This is a genomic window from Lentimicrobium sp. L6 (genome assembly GCF_013166655.1).
Classification (GTDB): domain Bacteria; phylum Bacteroidota; class Bacteroidia; order Bacteroidales; family UBA12170; genus UBA12170.
This window is the reverse complement of record NZ_JABKCA010000040.1, coordinates 1-18042: the sequence shown is the minus strand read 5'-3', so window position 1 is coordinate 18042 and position 18042 is coordinate 1. Positions and strand designations below refer to the sequence as shown.

Here is an 18042-nt window from a genome sequence, read left to right as displayed (position 1 = left end):
ATTATTTTGAGGAGGCTAATTTAGACAATTCTGTCAAATTTAAGTCAGGAATGCATGAATCATTGCCGAAGATATTTTCCATTCTTCTTGTTCTGTCTTCATCCAAGTCACGGTAAAAACTCCTTTTAGTTTATTATTTACAGAATCTATAGTCACTTCCACTTCATAAGTCCCTGTATAGCCAGCTCTACTTTCGGTGGACCATTCCTGCATTTTAAAGGTTTTTAAATCCTTCACATTATTCAGGTTTGGCTGAATCCATTTCTCATCCAGCTCTTGAATGCTTTTACAAATAATATCGTTTTCTATTAAGATGACATCCTCTAAAAACATATTCTTTAGTCCATGAGCATTATGCTGATTCCAATTATTCTCCCAATTAGCGATAAGAGTATCGATAGGTGCTTTTTTCATCATTTTGGTTTTAGATTATAATGGTGTAAAAAAAGATTTTTACCAGCCCATTATTTATATTTTCTCTTTATTGTTCTTTTCCTGAATCTCTCAACATAAAGTTAATCAATGTTTTCCATAATTCTACAAAATATTTGAATAAATATTTTTATATTTGAACACACTTAAACCGTAAATACTAGAAATCATGAAAAAAGCCCTACTGCTCATCATCAGCGTCATTATTCTTCAAAATATTTCTGCACAAGATTATATTCCATTTCCTAGTGAAAATGCCCAATGGAATGGATTTCACTTTGGCTATGTTCCGGATATGTGGTCAAGTATTTCAAACTATCATTATATAATGGACGGCGACACGACTATCAATTCAATAGACTATAAAAAGATTTATTTTGAAGATGTAGAATTTGATGAAACGCCATACTATATTGGTGCTTTGCGCGAGGATGAAAACAAAAATATTTTCTTCTTCCCCGATGCAGATTTCCTCCCAACCCCAAGTGGACATGAGTTTCCAAATCATTCAGAAGAGCACTTGCTGTATAGTTTCAATAATTTAAGTGTTGGCATGGAATTACCAATTAATGAAGAAGCCACTACTATTACAGTTAGCTCAATAGATTCCATTCTAATGGGTGATACATATAGAAAAACATATTCCATTCACAACCAACAGTTGTTATTTGGAGAAGAATTTTGGATTGAAGGCATTGGAAGCACAAAAGACTTCTTGTCCCCATTTACTTCGGAGTTTGAATGGGAATTATGGACTTTATGCTATTCTGATACAGAGACCTATTATATCAACTCACCGAATGGACAAGACTCTTGTCACTATTATATCAATGTTGGCATGGAAGAAATGGCTCATGATATTAATACTTATCCGAATCCTGTTCAGGATCGATTAATTATTAAAAACACAGAACTTTCCAAAAGCATGAGCTATAAAGTCATTAATACACAAGGACAGGTTTTAAACTGTGGACAACTCGATATACTAAAGAATGAAATTGATTTTCAAGTTTATCCAAAGGGAATCTATTTATTAGAATTGAATGTGGAGGGCGATAAGATTATAAGAAAAATTGTGAAATAAATTGGAGTACTAATAATTAAACTAGATATTTAGAAGCTATCAAAAGAATTATAATTGCTATTAAAAGTAAGTAGGAATAGACATTCCCAAAATTCAAAGTCCATCCCATTTTAGGATTCTTTTTGGGGACAATTACTCTTGGGTCTTTAGAATTAACATAAAAAGAAGCTTTCCAATTATCAGGATCCTTGAGCATAATATCGTAATGTTTATTCTTTTCTTTCTTTTTCATATGATCAATTTTTATTAAAAAGGGAGCAAAACCCCAAAGGGGATTACCAGCGGGTAATTAAAATTGATGCCCTAAAACCTAGAAGATATCATCCTTATCACATAGATAAAGAATAGCTAACAATTTCGATACTTATCATTAAAGCCTATTCCAGCTTCTATCATTGGTATCACCTTTTTTAATCTCCTTAATCTCGTGGCTTCTTGTTTTGCAGAACCCACATGCTGGGCATACTCACGCTGCTTATATTTACTCAAAGACTCAAATCGCTCTTTTAAAACATGATTTATTTCCAATGCCTCTTTAAGCTCAACAGGAATTAAAACTTCCTTTTTCCTGGAGGGCTTGAGTTCTTTACCCTGCTTCTGGTTTTCTATAGCCTCTTCTATATATATCTTAATGAACTTTGCATCTTGCTCAATGTCTTCCAAATTAGAAAACCGCCACTGCCGCATAGCATTGGTTTTCCCTTCCTGGGCATTCAATAACTTATTAAACTTGTCTTCTAGAAATACACCTTGAAAAAACCACATCCCCACATAGTTTTTAAAAGCCGCCATTCCCAATACATTTTTATTATTGATGGTATAAACGGGTCCTCCCCATTTTATGGTTTCTTCCAATTCCGAATCCTGAATAATTTCTCTCAATAAAAGCAATTCAGCTTGCCATCTCTCATCTGCTAAAATATACTCATCTACTGTGTTTCCTTTTCTCATTTACTTGATTTTGCATTCGCCACAATGCAGTTTTGACTCAATTTTGCATTATCGGGAATGCAATTTACCAAAAAATAAGAAATAAAAGGAATCGGCACTAAAGTCGAAACAGAGTTCTCATTTTTAAACATTCCTTCACAATCTATTCATCATTTAAAAACTTTTTATAATTAGCTTTGCAGAAACCCTATTTATTATGAGCGAAAACATCCAAAAATCATATCAAGAATTAGTTGAACTGAAATTCCAATTATATAATAGCCTTTTTCTAACCTTACCTCTAGATGCCATTGAGCAAACAGGACTCCTTTTACCTTTGCTACAAGAAGCTTGTAGTTCTGGTTTAGAAAAGGAGAAATCTCCCGAACAAATTATCACCGATTTCTTTCAGGAGCATAAAAGCCATTTTACTGAGGAAGAACAAATCACTTTTCTTTTTAAAGTCATACAATATGTAGAAAGACAAATTGTATTGATAGATGCCTTAGAGGAGGCTGCCTACAATAAAATCCACCGCATTAGTGATTCAGACTCCTGGTCAAGAATCAGTAATAAAGTGAAACGTCGTAGGATGGAAGAACAAGCAGAACAAGTGATGAAGAGTTTCGGAGTCAGAGTAGTATTAACTGCTCATCCCACACAGTTCTACCCTGGAGCTGTTTTAGCCATTGCAAGCGATTTAAAGACATCCATAGAAAATGGAGATGTAGCTTTATCACGTGATTTATTGCAACAATTGGGAAAAACCGCCTTCTATAAAAAACAAAAACCAACAGCATATAGCGAAGCCCTAAGCCTGATGTGGTATCTTTCTAATGTATTTTATCCAGCGGTTGGTGAATTAATGGATAAAATTGAACAAGATTTTCCTCAAGAAGAAGGCCAAGAAAACCAATTGGTGAAATTAGGTTTCTGGCCGGGTGGCGATCGCGATGGAAATCCTTTTGTAAAAGTGGATACTACTCTAAAAGTAGCTGAGAAATTACGTTTCAATATTATCGCCTGTTATTCTCAAGACATTAAGGAGCTCAAACGTCGCCTTAGTTTTAAGGTGATAAGCGACATACTCGAACAACTCGACACCGACTTTATTAACGAATTAACTGGAAAAAGCAATAGCTCAAAACTAAATATCAATTACCTTATTGAAAGAATCAATGAGATAGAAAGACTCCTCATAAAGGATCATCAAAGCCTATTTTTAGGAAAACTTCAAAATTTCAAACGAAAAGTAAAAAGCTTTGGCTTCTATTTTGCAAGTATAGATATTCGTCAAGACAGTAGGATGATTGGCAAGGCCTTCCTAGCTCTTGTTGAACAAAATCCTGAACTACTCCCTTCAAATTGGGAACAACTTTCAACAGAATTACAATTAGATTTCCTTCTCAGTCCAAAAGAAAGCATTCAATGGAAACCACTGGAGGATGATGTCCTTCAAGACACTTTAGAATCCTTTGGAGTCATTCAGAAAATTCAAGAGAAAAACGGAGAAGCTGGAGCCCATCGGTATATTATCAGCAATTGTCGTGGCTCTTTAGACGTAGCTAAAGTTAAAGCATTAGCACATTGGTGTGCTTGGGGAAATCAAAAATTGAGTGTGGATATCGCGCCATTATTTGAGACTGTTGATGATTTAAGTGGAGCTGGAGAATCCATGCAAGAAATTTATCAGAATAAAAATTATCAGATCCATCTGGAGCAAAGAAAAATGCAGCAAACGGTGATGCTGGGATTTTCTGATGGTACTAAAGATGGAGGTTACCTCACCGCCAACTGGTCCATACTAAAAGCTAAAGAACAGATGACTGCTGTTTCAAGAAAAAACCAAGTGGAAGTTTTATTCTTCGATGGCAGAGGAGGACCACCAGCTCGTGGAGGAGGAAATGCACATATGTTCTACTCCGCCATGGGGAAACAAGTAGAAAGTCAACAAATACAAATGACAGTTCAAGGCCAAACCATTAGCTCCCATTATGGAATTAAAGAAGCAGCAGTGCATAATTTAAGCCATTTGCTAACTGCAGGCATCGAAAACAATCTTTTCAATAAAGCATCAGCAGAACTCAACCAAGAGCAACGTTCTTTAATGGAGAAATTATCGGAATCTAGCTTTGAAAAATATGAAGCTTTAAAACAGGATCCTCTATTTATTCCATTCTTAGAGGAGCGCAGCACCTTAAAATATTATGGCATGGCCAACATAGGCAGTCGCCCATCGAAAAGAGGTAAAAGTGAAGGTTTAGTATTTGAAGACTTACGAGCCATCCCATTTGTAGGAGCATGGAGTCAATTGAAGCAAAATGTCCCTGGCTTTTATGGTTTAGGAACGGCTCTAGAACAAGAGAATGACAGAGACCAACTAACAGCATGCAAGCAACTGTATCAAGAATCTATTTTCTTCAAAGCGCTTATCAGCAATAGTATGCAAAGCATGAGTAAGACTAATTTTGCACTCACCGCCTATATGAAAGACGATCCTAAGTTTGGCTCTTTCTGGACTATGATTTATAATGAATATCTACTCACCAAAAAGCTAGTACTTGAAATCTCTGGACAGCATGAGCTTTTAGAAGACAATGCCCGAAGTAGAAAAAGTATACAGCTGAGAGAAAAGGTAGTATTGCCTCTACTTAGCATTCAACAATATGCTCTTATCCAAATTCAGAAGATTAAAGAGGGCAACAACAGCCCCTTTGTAAAGGAATATGAAAAAATGGTTATGCGCTCCCTCTTTGGCAATATCAATGCCAGTAGGAATTCTGTGTAAATAATAATTCTTAAGATCAAGGAGAGCTGATATTCATTAATATCAGCTCTCTTATTTAATTTAATTAGTCTAATCCAAAATCAAACTAATTGCTAAACCTCCACCAGCAGCCAAATGAAAAGTCTCTTTACTGTTCTTGTTAACCGAAACTTCTTCAATAACCAAACTTAAAGGATTATCATTCCAATGGGCTTCCTCTCCATCTTTGTAAACAATGACTTTATAGTTTTTACCCTCCTCTAAAAAGCTAAAATCGATGGTAATATCTCTAGGGTTTTCATCACTAACTGCACCAACAAACCAGTTCATGGTTTCTCTTTCTTGGCGAGCTATTATTACAAACTCACCTACTTCACCATCAAGGACGATGCTTTGTTCCCAGTCTACTCCCACATCTCTAATAAACTGCAAAGCTGGGTTTCCTTCATAATGCTCAGGAAGATCGCAAGCCATTTGAATAGGGCTATACAAAACCACATACAAAGCCAGCTGATGGGCCAAAGTAGTGTTGATTTGATTCTTCAATTCAGCTCCCCAGTTTGGATTTGGTGTTTTTTTACTTAATTTGATATCAAACACACCTGGTGTAAAATCAATAGGACCAGCTAGCATTCTTGTAAAAGGAACAATAGTTAAATGTTCAGGAGGATTTCCGCCATCATTGGCCCAAGCATTAAATTCTTGTCCACGAAGCCCTTCACGAGCAATTGCATTTGGTAAAGTTCTACGAATTCCGGTAGCTTTAATAGGTTCATGGGCATTAATAGCGACTTTATATTTGGCGGCAGTTTCCAAAACTCTTCTATAGTGATTCACCATCCATTGCCCATGGTGAAATTCGCCTTTAGGAATAATTTTTCCCACATACCCCGTCTTTACAGAATGAATTCCTAGGCTTTCCATTAAGGCAAAAGCGGTATCCATTTGTTGGTCATAAGTAGTAACCGCGGCAGAAGTTTCGTGATGCATGATCAACTCCACTCCTCTTTCTCTTCCATATCGAACTACTTCTTCAATATCATAATCAGGATAGCAAGTGACGAAATCGAAAACACCTTCCCGATCTTCAAAGCCAATCCAATGTTCCCAGCCTGTATTCCAGCCTTCCACCAAAATACCACTCATTCCATTCTTTGCAGCAAAATCGATATATCTTTTGGCATTTTCTGTGGTAGCTCCGTGTTTACCATGTGCTTTACCTGTATCTTCCCAAGTATTCATATTTTGAGTCATTCCATAATCCCAAGTAGCAATTCCCAAATGCATTTCCCACCAAATACCCACATATTTCATAGGCTTAAACCAAGACACATCACCAAGTTTATTGGCTTCATTTAGGTTTAAAATAAGTTTAGAGGAGATTAAATCTTTGGCTTCATCTGCTATTTGAATGGTTCTCCATGGCGTTACAAAAGGAAGGCTTCGCTTAACTTTGTATTTATGGTTTTTGGAGCCTACGAGTCCAGACGTTAAGACCAAACTACCTGTATCAACCTTTAAAGTCATGCCAGCATAATCCGTTAAATTGGCTTCATGAAAACTCAAATGAATACCATCCTCTGTACGCATAGTTACTGGGGTATTCACAGCATTATAGGGGATAGAGGTTTGAGCCAGATTCACATGTTTGGCTTTTTCTAAGGCATCTATTTCCGATACTTTTGTAGTATTATAAAGGTGTTCGTATATATCCCAATCACCAGGAATCCACCATGTTTTATGATCACCTGTCAACTGAAACTCTGTTTTCTCGTCAACAATCATTAACTCCTCTACACCATTCTGCTCTGGGAATTCATATCTAAAAGCAACACCATCATCATAGGCTCTAAAATAGATATTCATTAATCTTTTGGGTGCTGTTTTTTCTTGTAACATCACTTTGAGTTCTTCAAAATGGTTATTCACCATTCTTTGCTCTCCCCAAGGCATTTCCCAGTTTTCGTTCATCATCATTTCTTCTGAACCGATGATTTCAAAACCTTTATCTAATGCGGGTGCATCCAATAAATCGAATCCCATACTAGACTTCTTAATGATATCTTTATTATCAAAAACAACCTGATAAAATGGTGTTCCTAAATCATTTAGACTGAATTCTATTTTAATTCTCTCGGATGGAGAACTTAGACTGAGGTCATTTTTCGCATATCTATGACAGGCATAGGAAGATACCAAGCCGACTATAAAAACAAGGAATAGCTTTTTATACATATTAAAAATTTGAGTTTTGTTTTATAATTAACAGCAAATTTAGAATAATAATCTTAAGAAATTTAATACTAGTGTGAAAGCACCTTATAAATAGGGTATATCAATCCTAGAATTAGGAAAAAGGTAATAAATGGTCGGTTGATGTTTTGCCATTTGTAATTTTTCCTGCTAATGGCATCATAGGCATGGTTGATAGCCGCAAAAAAGAGAAAGAATAGAAAAGTAAATAAAATAGTAAGTTCAGCCATAATCCCCCATTGTGCAAAATAAACCCAAATAGCAATTGTTGCATAGGAAAGCAATGCAATAGCTGATTGTTTTTGATAGTTACTATCTACTGCAAATCCTTTTTCAATTGCAGATTTCTTACTTAGAAATATCCCTTCCAATCCTGATATTCCTGCTACTGCACCAATAATAATAGGAATCATAAAATGTAACTGAGCTTTGGCATTATAAACTTCTTCGGCAAAGCCAATTTGATATCCGAAATAAAAAGCGAGGCTAACTAAAACGATTCTAGAAATATCTAATATTTTGAAAAACATAAGCCGTAGGTTTTGAACTAATAAATATACGAAAAATATTCGACCCCTAATCCACTTTTACAATTTTCATTTGGTCATAGAACTGACCATCTATTTTCATGTTTAGAAAATATACTCCAGTAGTTAAAGTATTATTATTCCATGAGATTTGATGTGAACCACTCATATGCTTCTCTGATTTAAGAACTTCAACCATCTGTCCTTTTATCGAGTACACTTCAATCTCCACAATAGATGCTTCTGGAATTTCGTAAGAAATACTAGCAGAAGAAGTAAATGGATTTGGAGCAAAATTAAGGAAACCTCCTGTTTTCTGATCAACAGCCTGAAGTCCCATAATATGATTATGTTGGGCTAAGGCTTTGATGCAAAAACTCCCCGTACTTTGGTAATCTCCCGGTTCATCATAATGGTAAAAATCGAGCCAAGATCCATTTTCTTTATAAAAACTTTGTTTTTCCTTTGTTGTACTAGGCACCATACCCTTAGTTGCAGCTTTGACATCTCCTAAAAGTACAGGTACAAAAGAGGTTCTATCATATGGATGACCGCCATGACTTAACTCCAAATAAACATAGAACTTTTCGCCAGTAAGAAATGTTACATAATCAGGTAAATCAATAGTATGGAAACCCGAATGCTCAATCATTCCAACATGGCTAATACGCTCATCCAATAACTCTCCATCGGTACCATCGGTAAACTGACCGTATATTTTTACATGATACTCAACATTTTCTCCAGCAGTGAAGAAACTCACAGCCACAATATCCTCATCTTCATTAGCAATAAAAGCATTAAAAGCTTCTGATACTTCTGTCAATGTATCTCTCCAACCATGATAATCATGATAATAGGCCGTATCATAATCTAAAATATCTACATCAATAAATGATATAGCTCCCATTTCAGGGTTTTTACAAGCATGTTTGTCGTAATATGAAATCCAGAAATAACCTGCCATTCCCCAGTCATTACCCCAGCTATTTTTTACCAACCATGCACCAGGACCGGGAGCCTGAGTTTCTCTATTATCATTCCATCCAATAATAGAAACAGAATGGTTTGGTTCACGGTTATCCCAAGTTGGCTGATAATGATTTATTCCACTCATAAAATCGTTGGAATAACTCATGCACACAGCCATTACCCCATGTTCCATGATTTTATACTTTATGAGTTCTATATTGGATAAATCGTCACCTGCATTATACCATTCTACACTTTTTGGATAATATTTATGATGATTGGGATGGTTTCTTTCAGAAGGATCATCATAGCTTTCGGCATCTATCTCTCTAACACTTCCTTCTAGACGAGAAATGTAGGCAGTGGTCATTCTATAATCACCACCCATATGAGTTTCTAAGCCTTGACCATTATTATAGGCCTCTTCAAGATCTTGATTAAAATATTCATTATAACCATTCCACCAATCTAAATGATACTCTGCTAAATCGGGCTCTCCAACTTCACCTTGTGCCTCCCAGTTTCCGGTCATCAAAAGGTTACTTTCCATGGCAGCCATGCTTCCGAATGCCCAACATGTTCCACCTAATTGGCTTTTTACGCTGGTGACATAATTCTCACCATTAACATTTGTTAAATTGAATGTTGTTGGTGGTTGTCCGTATGTTAATATCGAGGAAAGACAAAAAAGCAAATACACAATAGAGTTCTTCATCTTTGTGCCTTTTTTGATTTTTAATAACTGCGTTTACGCGAATTGGTTACTTAAAGTTACATTTAATCGAAAAGGGATAGCAAGTGTTATTAAATAAAATTTGAAAACCCGGTATTTATGGGTTCTTTTCGGTGAAATCACATTTCTTAAAAAAATCATAAAATTTAAATTTAAAGTTGAATCGATCAATTAACTCTTTTTAAAGTGATTAAATAAAACATGTTAAAGGGCCCTACATTCTAAATTTGGAAATAGTATAATTTAAGAAATAATAGGTATTCCTTTTTAAAAGTATATATTTGCAATAACCGAGATTATAAAACTTATCGTAGAACTTTAGGAAAATAAATATTCAATGCGTTATTTTATTTTATTAGCATTTCTAGCCACTTCCTTCAACTTATCTGCTCAATACCATATCATGTTTAGTGATAATTATCCTCCCTATAATTATTTAAGTGAGGAAGGTCAACTGGTAGGTTTTAATATAGATATCCTAAATGCTATTGATGATCTCTATGAATCGGACATTTTTACTACAGGAGGAGATTGGGTAACCATTAATTCAAAACTTAATAATGGTAGTATTCAAGCTATTGGTGGTGATCATTACCCTGGGAGTCCCGAAAGTCAATTTATTTATACTCGTTCTGCAATAAATACTTCACATTGTTTTTTATATAATACCAACAATATCAATCATTTTTCACTGGAGTTTCTAAGAACAAAAAACCAACCTCTTGTGGCCATGTGGAAAAACGATGTTTTGATCCATTATGTACTTTCAATAAATCCATCTGCTAAATTTTTATTTATTGATAATTATCAAGAATTAATTCTTTCTCTAGATCGCAAAGAGGTGACTTGTATCATTTCTCAAAGAGTTGGAAGTATGTATTATGCTCAGAAACTAAACAAAGAATATGTTGAAGCTACTGAGCATCGTATTCTAGAGCGAAATATGGGTTTTAAAATATCCAAAGATTCTCCAGAGTTAGCTGAATTATTAAATAATGGATTAGAAGTAATATTAGCCAATGGAGAATACCAAAAAATACATGATAAATGGATTACTAAGTATAATAGAGGACCAAATGATTGGCATAAATACCTTAAAACACTTTTAATATCAAGTGGACTTATTATACTACTCATCTTATTCCTTATTGTCATTAATAGGGTATTGCAAATTAGAGTTCGAAATAAAACCCAAGACCTCCGAGAACAATTAGAGTTGAATTCCAAAATAATGAGTGAGTTAGAGAAGGAAAAAATTAAAGCTGAAGAAAGCGACAAGTTTAAGTCTGCCTTTTTGGCCAATATGAGTCATGAAATCAGAACTCCAATGAATGGAATTATTGGTTTTGCTGAGCTTCTAAAATCTGAAGAAAACACACATGAAGAGCAAGAACGATTTATTGGTATTATCCAAAAAAGTGGATATAGAATGTTAGATACCATTAATAATATTATTGATGTTTCAAAATTAGAATCAGGAGTGGAAACACCGCAATATCAAGATGTCAATATCATGCTCATCATGCATGAACTTCAAAACTTTTTCAGCCAAGAAGCCCAAAAAAAAGGATTAGAATTAATACTCAATGAACAAATAACATTTACCGGTCCATTTTTTACTGATGAATATAAACTGAATTCCATCCTAACAAACCTTATTAAAAATGCTATTAAATTTACTCACAAAGGCTCTGTAGAAATAAGCTATACCATAACTGATACCATGGCTGAATTTATAATTCAAGATACTGGAATTGGCATCCCACAAAAAAAACAAGCTTCTATATTTGAACAATTTGTGCAAGCCGATTTTTCTCATTCTAATGGTTACGAAGGTTCTGGACTTGGCCTTTCCATTTCAAAGGGATATGCAATTATATTAAATGGCGAAATGAGTTTGGAGTCAGAAGTTGATAAAGGAACGAAATTCACTATTCAAATTCCAAATAACCACTGCTGAGAACTAGTCAAGCTTTGATAAAATATATTTCTATTTTAAAAGGTTTTTACCATATAGAGGCTGTATAAATTACCATCCTTCACAATCACTAAAAAGACACTGAGGTTCTGCCTAATAACACTTCTCTATAATCCTTCCAAAATACACCTAAATAGATCCAAGCGTATAATTATTCTCTGTTACTTTTGTATATTAGCGCCTTATTAATTCTAACCAATCACAAAATCATGAGATCACTCTTACCAAAAATGTCTTTTATCATGGTCATCTTATTGGGGTTTGCTATGCTTTCTAGTGCCCAATCCTATGTCTTTGATGAAAATGCACAAACTAATGGATTTCAAATCCAATCAAGTAGTAAAGGCGCTATCAAGCTAAGTCACAGCGTTCACAGTTTTAATTTATTCGATGTTGAAATTCAAGGCGAAAATATGAAACAACTGGAATATGGTCTTTCCATGTTTCCTGCAGAAGAAGGTATGCCCGATTTAGGAAGTGCTGCTCGCTATTTGTTAATTCCAAATGGAGCACAATCCAAAGTTCATGTGACCTATCAAAACAAAGTAGTTTATGAAAACATAGAAATTGCTCCTGCCGCTGCCATTCCTTTTGATACTGAGGAAGCCAAGCCAGCTGTAAAAGGAAGCTCTTATCAGAAAAATGCTTTCTATCCAGCTCAGATAGCTCAAACAGAAACTACTGAAATTCGCGGTATGACATTCGCCATAGTAAGCGTGAATCCTTTTCAATATAACCCTATCACTAAAGAACTTGTGGTTTATAAAAACCTAGAAGTGGAAGTGGAAATCATAGGTGGTAATGGCCAATATGGTGAAGATCGTTTCCGAAGCAAATACTGGGATCAGATTTTAGATGATATCGTTTATAATGCTGAAGCTCTTCCTAAAGTAGATTATTCAAAAATGAATAAATCAACTAAAGAAGAAGGATGTGAATACCTCATTTTGGTGCCTAATAATGATGAGTTTTTGCCTTGGGCCGATTCTATCAAACTTTTCCGTACAGAACAAGGCATCACTACTAAAGTGGTTACCCTTGATGAAATGGGCGGAAACAACTTAGAAGGTTTAAAAGATTATTTTAATACCATATACGAAACTTGGGATCCGGTTCCTTCTGGTGTTTTATTAATGGCCGACTATGGTAATGATGACAATACCATCACTTCAAAAACATATCCCCATCCTTATTCAGGTAATTTTATTACTGATAATTATTTTGCCGATTATACTGGAAACGATCTTCCTGATTTCGTTTTCGCACGTATGACAGGCCGTGATTATGCTGAAATGGAAACTATGGTAACTAAGTTTTTAGAGTATGAAAGAACACCTCCTACTGATGCTGATTTTTATAATAAACCAATTACAGCTTTAGGATGGCAAACCGAAAGGTGGTTTCAGATTTGTTCGGAGACTGTTGGAGGTTATATGAGAGAAGTTCTAGGAAAAGATCCAGTTCGTATCAATGCCGTTTATGGTGGAAATCCTAATAACGACCCTTGGTCTACAGCTACTAATACCAACCAAGTTACCTCATATTTTGGCCCTGATGGTTTAGGTTATTTACCTGCAACTCCAGGCGAAATGGGTGGATGGAGTGGTGGAACAGCTACTGATGTAGTAAATGCTATCAATGATGGTGCTTTTATCCTACAACACCGTGACCATGGTATGGAATCTGGTTGGGGAGAACCCGCATTCACATCTAGCTATATCAACCAATTAAATAATGTTGACGAAATTGGACATATTTTCTCTATCAATTGCCTAACTGGTCGTTTTGATATGGCTGGTGAATGTTTTGCAGAGAAATTCCATAGGTATACAAGTGGTGGTGCTTTAAGCTTAACAGCTGCTTCTCAAGTATCCTACTCTTTTGTAAATGATGCTTATGTTTGGGGGGTTTTTGACAATATGTGGCCCGACTTTATGCCCGATTATGGTGGAACAGAAGTAGAAGAAAGAGAATTTCGTCCTGCCTTTGGTAACGCTGCTGGTAAATACTTCCTCTCTTATACAAATTGGCCTTATAACACCGATAGTAAACAAATCACATATCGCTTATTCCATCACCATGGAGATGCCTTCAATATTGTTTATACTGAGGTCCCTATGGAAATGGAAATTAATTATAGTGAAGTATTAGTAAGTGGTCCAGATTTTATCGATATCCAGGCTGAAGAAGGTGCAATGATTGCTTTCTCAGTAGATGGAGAATTAATAGGTGTTGATGAAGCTACAGGTGTTTCTGCTCCTGTAACCATCGAAGCTCAAGTTCCGGGAACTATGATTAAAGTGGTGGTGACCAAGCAAAACTATTACCGTCATGAAGGATATATCCAAGTGATTGCTCCTGATGGACCATATGTGGTTAAAACAGGGTTTGAAGTGGATGATGCTGCAGGAAATAATAATGGTAAAGTTGATTTTGGCGAAGAAATCGCTCTTAACTTTAGCGTTAAAAACCTAGGTACTGAAATGGCTTCTGGTGTTGAAGTGACCATAACTTGTGATGATGATTTAATCACACTCATTGACAACCAAGAGTCTTTTGGTGATATTAATGTGGATGAAGAATTAAGCCATGACGCTGCTTTCGCTTTTACTGTAGCTGAAGAAATTCCTGATAACCATAGCTTTGTTTTTGAGTTCAGCGCCACAAATGGTACAGATGTTTGGGAAAGTTCATTCTCCATTAAAGGATACGCCCCAGTTTTAGAGATTCTAAATATGGAATTAACTGAAACATCAGGTAATGATAATGGCAGATTAGATCCAGGAGAAGAAGCTACCCTAAGTATTCAAATTGCTAACAATGGTCGTTGTGCTACTCCAGAAGGAATTGCCAACCTCATTAGTGCTTCTGATTATTTAACTGTAAATACTGCTGACATTACTTTTACTACCATCGATAGTGCTGATATGATTATCGCAGAATTCGATATAGAATCTGCCGTTGATGCATCAATAGGTAGCGTTGCTGTGATAACAACAGAAGTAAATGCTGGTCCTTATTCCGCTAGCAAAGAGTTTGGCATTTCTATTGGCCTCATCGTTGAAGATTGGGAATCTGGAGACTTCACTCAATATGATTGGTCTTTTGCAGGTAATGCTGATTGGCAAATTGTAGATGACGAATCTTATGAAGGTGAATACAGTGCAAAATCGTCCCCTATTGGACATAACCAATCCAGCGAACTGGTTCTTGAATACGAAGTAATGATGGAAGATGTCATCAGCTTCTATTATAAAGTAAGCTCAGAAAGTGGTTATGACAAACTAAAATTCTATATTGATAATACAGAGCAAGGCAGCTGGGATGGTGAAGTAGCTTGGACTGAAGCCGTTTATTCAATCAGCCCTGGAGTTCATACCTTAAAATGGAAATATGTAAAAGATGGATCTGCTACAGGCGGAAGTGATTGTGCTTGGGTAGATTTTATTGTTCTTCCTCCAATGATGCTTCCTGCTGCTAATGCTGGTGATGATGCTCAAATTTGTAATACAGAAACTACTTATCAATTAGAAGGTGGAGCTGCTGATTATGAAACATTAGCTTGGACCACTTCTGGTGATGGTACCTTCTCCGCAAATGACATTGTTGATCCTATCTATACTTTAGGTACTGACGATATTAATAATGGTGCTGCAGAACTTACTTTAACCGCTACAAGCAGTACTGGTTCTGTAAGCAATACCATGAGTCTTGAAATAGTTAGCACACCTGCGCAAGCTGAAATGCCTGCCGGTGAAGCAATAGTATGTTATCAAGCACAAGATATGGTTTATACCATAGCTGGTGAGGGCACATACACATGGACTATTAGCCCTGAGGATGCTGCTATAATAAATGCTGTTGGCAATACCGCTTACCTTTCATTCAACGAAGGATTTGCTGGAGAATTAAACCTAGTTGTCAGCGAGTATAATGTTTGTGGCGAAGGTCCTGCTTCGGAAGCTTTAGCCATCACTGTAAACGAGCAAGCTAGTGCAGCATTTAATGCTGATGCTAGTATGTGTGCGGGTTCTGAAACAGCTCTTAGCATTGACCTGACAGGTAATGGTCCTTGGAATGTAGAGGTAAACGATGAGGATGGTTTAGAGCTATTCTTCGAAGCCACAGAAAGTCCTTATGAACTAACACTTAGCCCTGAAGCTAGCATGAACTATACCTTGATGCATATTACTGATGCTAACTCTTGTGTGGGAACTGCTGAAGGTTCTGCAATGGTCACTGTAAATGAACTTCCTAACGCTATTCTTTCTGGAGATGCTGCTGAGGTTTGTGCCAATGGTTTAGTAGAAGTTAATGTGGAACTGACTGGAGCTTCACCTTGGAATTTAAAAGTGGGTGCAGAAGGAAATGAACAAGAGTTTGAAGTGGTAAACAGTACTGATATGATTGAGTTCACTGTTTCAGATGAAAGCATGGAATTAGGATTTATCTCTATTATTGATGCCAATGAATGTCATGGAAATGGTGAAGGTTCTATTGCTATCACGGTTATGGAATCGCCAAGTGTTGATTTAGGATTAGACACTATAGTTTGTAATCACATCATTCTTACTCTTGATGCTCAAAATCAAGGAAGTGCCTACGCTTGGTCCACTGGAGCTACAGACCAAACCATAGATATTGATGAAACCATGGCAGATGCTTCTGGTGATGTTTCGGTTAGCGTGGTGGTAACAAATCCTACAGGTTGTGAAGGTTCTGATGAAATGATGGTTCATTTCCAAGATTGTACAGGTTTAGGTGAATTATCAGCTAATGATATTGCTTTAATGCCTAATCCTAATAACGGACTATTCAAATTAGAAATCAACGGTCAGTTATCAAAATCTGCTGATATTACTATTCATAATAGCATAGGTGAAGTGGTTTATACCATTGCTGCCTCTAATATTAATGAACAAATTGATATCGACTTGAGTCATTTATCTGATGGTGTTTATTTCATCATGATTCCTCAAGAGCAAAGCGTGATCAACAAGCGATTTGTGATTAGAAAATAATAAAGAGGCTTCGGTCTAATTAAATATTACTGGTCTTCTGATGTTTTCGGGAGGCCAGTTTTTTTTTACTTTTGACTTTAAGAAACATCGTGCCTTAGTGCCAATACCTATTTAACAAAACACCTATGCAATTCAATAACTTAGTAAAAGGGAAGCTCATTAAACGATACAAACGCTTTTTAGCTGATGTGGAACTAGAGGATGGTTCCATCATAACAGCCCATTGTACCAATACAGGAAGCATGACGAGTTGCATAGAAGAAGGAGCTCCTGTGCTTCTCTCCCCTGCCGATAATCCCAAACGCAAAACGCCATTCACTTGGGAAATGATTTGGATTAATAACAACTGGGTGGGAATAAATACCAATAATGCCAATACTATTGCCTTCGAATTGGTTTCTAAGCAGCTGATTCCTGGACTTACTAACTTAAGCCATTTAAAACGAGAAGTGAAATTTGGGGATTCTCGATTTGATATTTTTGGTAAAGATGGAGAGCAAGAAGTGTGGATGGAAGTAAAAAACGTAAGCATGAGGGAAGGAAACAGAGCATTATTTCCGGACGCAGCCACTACTCGTGGACAAAAACATCTCAAAACACTCATGCAACTGGTGGAGGCAGGGAAACGAGCCGCCATGATCTACCTGATACAAAGAAGCGATGTAGATAGCTTTGGAACTGCAAAAAAGATAGATCCCGAATATGATAGACTCCTCAAAAATGCCAAAGCAAAAGGAGTAGAAGTTTATCCTGTGCAAGTACTTTTGAGCGAGAATGAGATTTCTTTTTATCGGTTGCTTTAAAGATGAGCTGTTGGTTATTGGCCTTGGCTATTACTCAAACATTGAAGCTCTTAAGCTCTCAACTTTTAAGATTTCACGCAAAGGCCGGCTAAGGGAAAACACGCAGAGACCGCATAGAGATAGAATTTATAACTAAAGTACAAACTGCTGAGATGGAATTGTATTCCATCGTTTCTAATGGTTATCCAGTCGGGGTGCGACTTGGAGTCGCGCCCCGACAAGGTTAATTTTTTATTTTACCAAAAACTTCCCACGATAGACCTCCCCCGAAATCTCTCCCTCATAAAAATAAACACCGCTGGCAATACCACTACATTCCCATATGAGCTTGCTTTGATTTGGTTTTATTATTAGTGTAGCGATGACCTTGCCATAGATATCTTTAATTTGGAGCTGGCTTTGTTTATTGATGTTGGGCAGCTCAAAAGTAATTTGATTGGTGGCTGGATTGGGATAAACTTCTAGATAATATCCATTTTGCTGGTTTACTCCCAAACAAGTTCTCACCAAAACTTCTTTTGAATTGGAATACTCCTCCATAT

12 protein-coding genes are annotated in these 18042 nt (G+C 36.3%); 5 read left to right on the top strand and 7 right to left on the bottom strand.

Going from position 1 to position 18042, the window contains the following annotated elements; translation table 11 throughout:
• Nucleotides 1-39 precede the first annotated feature (39 nt).
• On the bottom strand, nt 40-414 hold the full coding sequence (locus HNS38_RS11210) for a hypothetical protein (RefSeq protein WP_172283177.1): 375 nt from the start codon (nt 412-414) through the stop codon (nt 40-42).
• Nucleotides 415-601: 187 nt separating this feature from the next.
• On the opposite strand from HNS38_RS11210, the gene HNS38_RS11205 reads away from it, so the two are divergent.
• On the top strand, nt 602-1516 hold the full coding sequence (locus HNS38_RS11205) for a T9SS type A sorting domain-containing protein (protein WP_172283180.1): 915 nt from the start codon (nt 602-604) through the stop codon (nt 1514-1516).
• A gap of 16 nt (nt 1517-1532) precedes the next feature.
• Here HNS38_RS11205 and HNS38_RS11200 read toward each other — a convergent pair whose 3' ends face one another.
• Both HNS38_RS11200 and HNS38_RS11195 read right to left on the bottom strand, forming a co-directional pair.
• Entirely contained in the window at nt 1533-1748 is a 216-nt protein-coding gene (locus HNS38_RS11200) for a DUF5808 domain-containing protein (RefSeq protein WP_216663699.1), read from the bottom strand.
• Nucleotides 1749-1864: 116 nt separating this feature from the next.
• Nucleotides 1865-2467, bottom strand: a complete 603-nt coding sequence (locus HNS38_RS11195) for a YdeI family protein (RefSeq protein ID WP_172283182.1) — start codon at nt 2465-2467, stop codon at nt 1865-1867.
• A 196-nt stretch (nt 2468-2663) separates the two neighbouring features.
• On the opposite strand from HNS38_RS11195, the gene HNS38_RS11190 reads away from it, so the two are divergent.
• Nucleotides 2664-5234, top strand: a complete 2571-nt coding sequence (locus HNS38_RS11190; RefSeq protein ID WP_172346477.1) for a phosphoenolpyruvate carboxylase — start codon at nt 2664-2666, stop codon at nt 5232-5234.
• 69 nt (nt 5235-5303) lie between these two features.
• On the opposite strand, the gene HNS38_RS11185 is transcribed toward HNS38_RS11190, so the two are convergent.
• The 3 genes from HNS38_RS11185 to HNS38_RS11175 form a co-directional block, all read right to left on the bottom strand.
• Nucleotides 5304-7448, bottom strand: a complete 2145-nt coding sequence (locus tag HNS38_RS11185) for a glycoside hydrolase family 97 protein (protein WP_172346476.1) — start codon at nt 7446-7448, stop codon at nt 5304-5306.
• Between the two features lie 68 nt (nt 7449-7516).
• Nucleotides 7517-7996: a DUF6790 family protein gene (locus HNS38_RS11180; protein WP_172284443.1), complete on the bottom strand. Its 480-nt coding sequence runs from the start codon at nt 7994-7996 to the stop codon at nt 7517-7519.
• A 46-nt stretch (nt 7997-8042) separates the two neighbouring features.
• Nucleotides 8043-9680: a lectin like domain-containing protein gene (locus HNS38_RS11175; RefSeq protein ID WP_172284444.1), complete on the bottom strand. Its 1638-nt coding sequence runs from the start codon at nt 9678-9680 to the stop codon at nt 8043-8045.
• 355 nt (nt 9681-10035) lie between these two features.
• Between HNS38_RS11175 and HNS38_RS11170 the strand changes: the two genes are divergently transcribed.
• From HNS38_RS11170 to sfsA, 3 genes are all read left to right on the top strand, one after another.
• Nucleotides 10036-11658 carry an ATP-binding protein gene (locus HNS38_RS11170; protein WP_172284445.1) on the top strand — a complete coding sequence of 541 codons (1623 nt, stop codon included), beginning with the start codon at nt 10036-10038 and terminating at the stop codon, nt 11656-11658.
• Nucleotides 11659-11885: 227 nt separating this feature from the next.
• Nucleotides 11886-16697: a C25 family cysteine peptidase gene (locus HNS38_RS11165; RefSeq protein ID WP_172346475.1), complete on the top strand. Its 4812-nt coding sequence runs from the start codon at nt 11886-11888 to the stop codon at nt 16695-16697.
• 125 nt (nt 16698-16822) lie between these two features.
• Nucleotides 16823-17500, top strand: coding sequence for a DNA/RNA nuclease SfsA (sfsA, locus tag HNS38_RS11160; RefSeq protein WP_172346474.1), 678 nt, complete (start codon nt 16823-16825; stop codon nt 17498-17500).
• A 231-nt stretch (nt 17501-17731) separates the two neighbouring features.
• Here the strand turns inward: sfsA and HNS38_RS11155 are convergent.
• Nucleotides 17732-18042 (bottom strand): T9SS type A sorting domain-containing protein (locus HNS38_RS11155; RefSeq protein ID WP_172346473.1); only part of this gene is annotated, 311 nt, incomplete at its 5' end.

Coding starts and splice junctions, on each gene's coding strand:
- HNS38_RS11190 (WP_172346477.1), top strand. CDS start 2,664: ATGAGCGAAAACATCCAAAAATCATATCAAGAATTAGTTGAACTGAAA.
- HNS38_RS11165 (WP_172346475.1), top strand. CDS start 11,886: ATGAGATCACTCTTACCAAAAATGTCTTTTATCATGGTCATCTTATTG.
- HNS38_RS11200 (WP_216663699.1), bottom strand. CDS start 1,748: ATGAAAAAGAAAGAAAAGAATAAACATTACGATATTATGCTCAAGGAT.
- HNS38_RS11185 (WP_172346476.1), bottom strand. CDS start 7,448: ATGTATAAAAAGCTATTCCTTGTTTTTATAGTCGGCTTGGTATCTTCC.
- HNS38_RS11175 (WP_172284444.1), bottom strand. CDS start 9,680: ATGAAGAACTCTATTGTGTATTTGCTTTTTTGTCTTTCCTCGATATTA.
- HNS38_RS11195 (WP_172283182.1), bottom strand. CDS start 2,467: ATGAGAAAAGGAAACACAGTAGATGAGTATATTTTAGCAGATGAGAGA.
- HNS38_RS11210 (WP_172283177.1), bottom strand. CDS start 414: ATGAAAAAAGCACCTATCGATACTCTTATCGCTAATTGGGAGAATAAT.
- sfsA (WP_172346474.1), top strand. CDS start 16,823: ATGCAATTCAATAACTTAGTAAAAGGGAAGCTCATTAAACGATACAAA.
- HNS38_RS11170 (WP_172284445.1), top strand. CDS start 10,036: ATGCGTTATTTTATTTTATTAGCATTTCTAGCCACTTCCTTCAACTTA.
- HNS38_RS11205 (WP_172283180.1), top strand. CDS start 602: ATGAAAAAAGCCCTACTGCTCATCATCAGCGTCATTATTCTTCAAAAT.
- HNS38_RS11180 (WP_172284443.1), bottom strand. CDS start 7,996: ATGTTTTTCAAAATATTAGATATTTCTAGAATCGTTTTAGTTAGCCTC.